Origin of the sequence: Mesorhizobium sp. M1A.F.Ca.IN.022.07.1.1 (assembly GCF_003997575.1) — a bacterium.
In the GTDB taxonomy this organism is placed as follows: Bacteria; Pseudomonadota; Alphaproteobacteria; order Rhizobiales; family Rhizobiaceae; genus Mesorhizobium.
This window is the reverse complement of the sequence record NZ_RZST01000084.1, coordinates 13,345-18,157: the sequence shown is the minus strand read 5'-3', so window position 1 is coordinate 18,157 and position 4,813 is coordinate 13,345. Positions and strand designations below refer to the sequence as shown.

Sequence of the window (4,813 nt, the reverse complement as noted above, 5' to 3'; positions counted from 1 at the left end):
GTTTACGGCTGTCCATTCCCCGACAGAATCTGTGCCGCGCCCTTCACAGCCACGCGAAAAGCCTCGTCGAAGCTGACTCCACGCACCTGCCATTGATAGGTCTTGCCGTGTTCGGCCAGCCGCCAGTCGGCGATCCAGCCCAATTCCTTGTCGTTCCACACGATGCTGCCGGCGAGCGCCCGGTCGGCACCCGCCTGCCGGGCGAGCTGGTCGAGCTTTGCCATATCGGCAGTGCGCAGCGCCTTGTCGTCGAGGCCGGCGAGCTGGTCAGCCTTTGGAAAGCTGACATGCACCGAGAGCGGCGCCGTGGCATTGGCAAAGGATTCGCGCATTGACTCGCCGCGATCCTCGTCGGCCGTCAGCACGAAATGTTGCGCCCCTTGCTCGGCCGTTATGAAGACGGCAATCAGCGGCCGCTCGCCCTGCCATGGCTTGCTGCCGAGCTGCGCCAGGAGCTTGTCGACCACTGTGGCCTTGTAGAGGCAGGTGAGATCGTGCGGCCGGTCATGCGTGCCTTGCTCGTCATGGATCGGAACGCCTTCCAGCCGGTCGCGGTAGCGGAAGGATTGGACGAAGTCAGCCGCCTTATTGCGCAGCGCCAGCATCTCCGACTTCTGCGTCAGCCGCTGATCGCCTGAAACCTTGACCAGCACCTTGTCCAGGCAATCCCTGAAGCCGATCTCGCGATTAGGCTCGCCGGTGCCGGTGACGATCGTCTGCGCCAGGTAGAGTTCGGAGGCTGCCTCGGCGGCGGCCGGCGCAACTCCCAGAAAGAGGAGACCTGCCAATCCAGCAACGAGACGAGAAACCCCAGCCATGTCGATTAGCTCGAAATCTGTCGCGCCGCCTACGCGCGACACTTTGCCGGTTACCTAACACCGGAAGCGGCTGGCCGCCAGCGCGGCGATGCTGCCATTGACGCATCCTTATGCCGCCTTTAGCACTTCAATCCCCCTGGAAGGGCGGAGAGGAGGATTCTCTGGCGATGGATTTTGGCGGAGGCGACGAGATTCGCTTCGAGCGTCTAGGCAAGGCGGGCGTCGTCACACTGACGCGGCCGCAGGCGCTCAATGCCGTCACCCATCGCATGGTCAAGGCGCTTGGCAAGGCGCTTGACGCCTGGGAGGGCGATGCCGGCGTCGCCGTCGTCGTCGTCAAGGCTGAGGGCAGGGCGTTTTCCGCCGGTGGCGATATTCTGCACATTTACGAGGCGGGCCGCGCCGGCAAGCCGCCGGTCGACTTCTTCGCCGACGAGTATCGTCTCAATGCCCGCATCGCCCGCTTCAGGAAACCCTATGTCGCGCTGATCGACGGCATCGTCATGGGCGGCGGGGTCGGCATTTCCTTCCACGGCTCGCACCGCGTGCTGACCGAGAACGCGCAATTCGCCATGCCGGAAGTCGGCATCGGCTTCTTCCCCGATGTTGGCGCCAGCCATTTGCTGCCCGATCTCGGCGGCAGCTTCGGCATGTATCTGGGGCTGACGGGAAACCGCATCCGCTATGGTGATGCCCTGTGGTCGGGCCTCGCCACCCACACGATCAAGGCCGAGGACCAGGCGGGGCTTCTTGACGAGCTGGCGACAAGCGGCGACGCGAACGCGGAGTTGCGCGATTTCTTCACACCCGCAAGACGCGAGACCGAGCGGCAGGATCTGGAATCGATCGCCCGCCATTTTTCGCAACCCTCGCTCGCCGCTATCGTCGCCAGCCTGGAACGAGCATCCGCCACCGACGCTTTCGCCGCCAAGACGCTGGCGACGATCAGGACGCGTTCGCCGACCAGCCTCAACGTCGCCTGGCGCGAGATCAGCGCCGGGTCGACGCTGTCGATGGACGAGTGCATGAAGATGGAGTTCCGCATCCTCAACCGCATGCTGGCCGGCCACGACTTTTATGAAGGCATCCGCGCCGCCATCATCGACAAGGGTTCGAAGCCGGAATGGCGGCCCGCCAGCCTCGATGCGGTGAGCGCGGCCGATGTCGACGCGTATTTCGCGCCGCTCGGGGCCGGGGAGCTGGAGCTGTGAGCGAGGTCACCTCCAGGCGCGTGGTGCTGCAGCCCTCGACCACCGAGATCATCTTCGCCTGGTTCCAGCGGGTCATTGCCGGCTACTGCCTGCTGTTCGGTGTCCTCTACTGGGTCCGGCTGATCGGCATCTATCCGGGCGAGCTCTGGCGCTTCGACCTGATGCCGGTGCACTGGCAGGTGGCCGCGGCCACGCTTGCCGTCTTCTTTCCTTTCGCCGCCGCGGGCCTTTGGATGCTTGCCTCTTGGGGGCCGGTGATCTGGTTCATCTGCGCGGCGACCGAGACCGTCATGTATGCCGGCTTTCCCAATCTCTTCGGACATCGGATCCTGATCGTCGTCTCACATGCCTGCGTGGCGCTGCTCTACATCGTCTTCCGCGTGGTCATCTGGCTGCAGAAGCGCCAGCTCAGGCAATAGCTTGCCGGGCGGCGTAAGGAACCTAGATACGGGGTCGGCGACTGCCCCAAAACCCATGGCTAAATCTTTAGGTTAATTGTTCTTGCTCGTATGACCGTTCGTTAAGCCTCTTTCGAAACCTCTTACCGGTAAGCTCTTGTTAGCCCTGGCGTTTAAGTCGAATTTTATGAGTATTCGATAGTGTCGCGATCAAGGTGAAGAACAAAAAATCACCGGGCGACAAACGAGAGGCAAAGACAATGATCAATTCGCGTCCGGCGGCGAAGACCGCCAACGTTTCCGACGATCGCCGCGAGGCGATCCGTTCGCTGTACATGGAATCGCTGCAGCTGGTGGAGCGTCTGCATCGCCGTCTGCTTGACGTGATCAAGGACGAGTTCGACCGCAACGGCCGCTCCGACATCAACGCCATCCAGGCGCTTTTGCTCTTCAACATCGGCAATTCGGAGCTGACCGCCGGCGAGCTGCGCTCGCGCGGTTATTATCTCGGCTCGAACGTCTCCTACAATCTGAAGAAGCTGGTCGACCTCGGCTTCATCAACCACCAGCGCTCGCGCATCGACCGCCGCTCGGTCCGCGTCTCGCTGACGCCGAAGGGCAACGAGGTGGCCGAGGTCGTCGCCGGCCTCTACGAGCGCCATGTCGGCTCGATCGAGGCCGTGGGCGGCATCAACACCGACGAGTTCAAGCAGATGAACCGCGCGCTCCAGCGTCTGGATCGCTTCTGGAACGACACGATCGCTTACCGGATGTAAGCGGATTCGAAATCTGAGACGATCGAAGCCGCGCCGAAGAAGCGCGGCCGGAGGAAGCAATCAGGGCCGGTGCCGACAGGTGCCGGTTCTTTTCTTTTGCGAACGCGCGCTGCAGCAGGGCGCTTGACCGCCGAGCAGCGCGCGTGGAAGCTCTGCAGGCAAAAGAGGAGGGCCTCATGCGTCATATCCTGCTTGCGATTTGCGCTGTGATCCTTGTTTCACCGGCCGCCGCCCGGACCCTCGGTTATGGCTCCAAGGCCGGAATGGAGGTTACGGTCGTCAAGAAATCCGGCATCAACACCTCGCATGCCAGCATCCTGACCCAACATACGAGGCAGAACGCCATCGGATACTGCCGCGACTATGTCGGTAAGGTGACCGAGGATTGCATCGCTAAGGAAATGAAAACGCCCTTGCATCTGGAGATCACAGCGGACTGCAAGAGCGGAAAATTCACCACCTTTTACGGCGCCAACATGCTGTTTCAGGGGCGCAGCCCCGCCGGAAGCGAGACGGATTATCAGATCACCGACACCGACGAGAACGTGGTGCTCGATGGCTCGGGGGCCGCGGGCTGCGACTACACGCTGGAGCAGTTCAAAGCCCTCTGCCCGAACCGGGTGAAATAGGGGCAAACCGAGGATGACGGCGGGCATCTGGTGAACCCGCCGCTATCGGCGATGCCAAAATGCCTCGGTCCCATTTTTGATCATCTTGCCGGATGCAAATCGCGGGCCAAGGTCACGTTGCCGCCATAATCACAGTGAAAGCGAGAATGCGGGTGATGCTGCGGGCCGAGGCCCTGCGCTTCCTGGGGCAGGTGTCGTGGTCCTACGTTTTCACGCCCTGCTGACGCAAGTCATGGTTGGCTAATTGTTAAGATTGCCAACCCTAGAGTGCGGGCAACCCGCCAGTAGAGCAAACTGAGCGAGATTAGATACAGCTAAAATGTCTGGAACATCCATGAGAACCAGCCGCCGTTTCTTCCTGACCGGAGCCTCTGCGCTCGCCGCCGCCGTCGTCGCCGGCCATGCCAGCGCGCAGGATGTGATCGGCGACATTCTGAAATCCTCGACCCGCGGCAATTGGGACGACCAGTTCGACGCCCGTGCAAGCGAGACCGGCAAGGTTGCCTCGACGCTGCCGATCTTCAGCCTGCAGACCGTAGCCTTCACCGAGCAGGCGGTGGCGCAGTACCAGGGCATTGTCGGCCAGGGCGGCTGGGAGCAGGTTCCGGCAACCAAGAAATTGCAGCTCGGCGTCGACGATCCGGATGTCGTGCCGCTGCGCAAGCGGCTGATGGTCTCGGGCGACCTGTCGCAGAGCGCCGGCATTTCGACGGCGTTCGATTCCTATGTCGACTCGGCGGTCAAGCGCTTCCAGCTCCGTCACGGCCTGCCGGCCGACGGCTCCATGGGCAAATACACTTATTCGGCGATGAACGTGCCGGCGCCGATCCGGCTTGGCCAGCTGCAGACCAATCTGCAGCGGCTGCGCGACAAGGCGGGCACGCTCGGCGACCGCTATGTGCTGGTCGATATTCCGGCCGCGCAGGTGGAAGCCGTCGAGAACGACCGCGTCGTGCTGCGCCACACCGCGATCGTCGGCCA

6 protein-coding genes are annotated in these 4,813 nt (G+C 62.5%); 5 read left to right on the top strand and 1 reads right to left on the bottom strand.

Annotation, left to right across the window (positions count from 1 at the left end; all coding sequences use genetic code 11):
- Positions 1-2 precede the first annotated feature (2 nt).
- Positions 3-818 carry a DUF2066 domain-containing protein gene (locus tag EOA75_RS12410; RefSeq protein ID WP_127324345.1) on the bottom strand — a complete coding sequence of 272 codons (816 nt, stop codon included), beginning with the start codon at positions 816-818 and terminating at the stop codon, positions 3-5.
- Positions 819-985: 167 nt separating this feature from the next.
- Between EOA75_RS12410 and EOA75_RS12405 the strand changes: the two genes are divergently transcribed.
- The 5 genes from EOA75_RS12405 to EOA75_RS34995 all read left to right on the top strand — a co-directional run.
- The gene (locus EOA75_RS12405; protein ID WP_067330035.1) at positions 986-2,029 is read left to right on the top strand and encodes an enoyl-CoA hydratase/isomerase family protein; all 1,044 of its coding nucleotides are present in this window, start codon (positions 986-988) and stop codon (positions 2,027-2,029) included.
- A complete protein-coding gene (locus EOA75_RS12400; RefSeq protein WP_067000719.1) occupies positions 2,026-2,448 on the top strand; it encodes a DUF6163 family protein in 423 nt (140 codons plus the stop codon). The genes EOA75_RS12405 and EOA75_RS12400 overlap by 4 nt, the downstream gene beginning before the upstream one ends.
- Positions 2,449-2,687: 239 nt before the next feature.
- Complete coding sequence (locus EOA75_RS12395) at positions 2,688-3,203, top strand: winged helix DNA-binding protein (RefSeq protein WP_067001002.1); 516 nt, start codon at positions 2,688-2,690, stop codon at positions 3,201-3,203.
- Positions 3,204-3,379: 176 nt separating this feature from the next.
- Positions 3,380-3,832 carry a hypothetical protein gene (locus EOA75_RS12390; protein ID WP_127324344.1) on the top strand — a complete coding sequence of 151 codons (453 nt, stop codon included), beginning with the start codon at positions 3,380-3,382 and terminating at the stop codon, positions 3,830-3,832.
- A gap of 334 nt (positions 3,833-4,166) precedes the next feature.
- On the top strand, positions 4,167-4,813 hold a 647-nt coding region (locus tag EOA75_RS34995; RefSeq protein WP_245466618.1), incomplete at its 3' end, for a peptidoglycan-binding protein.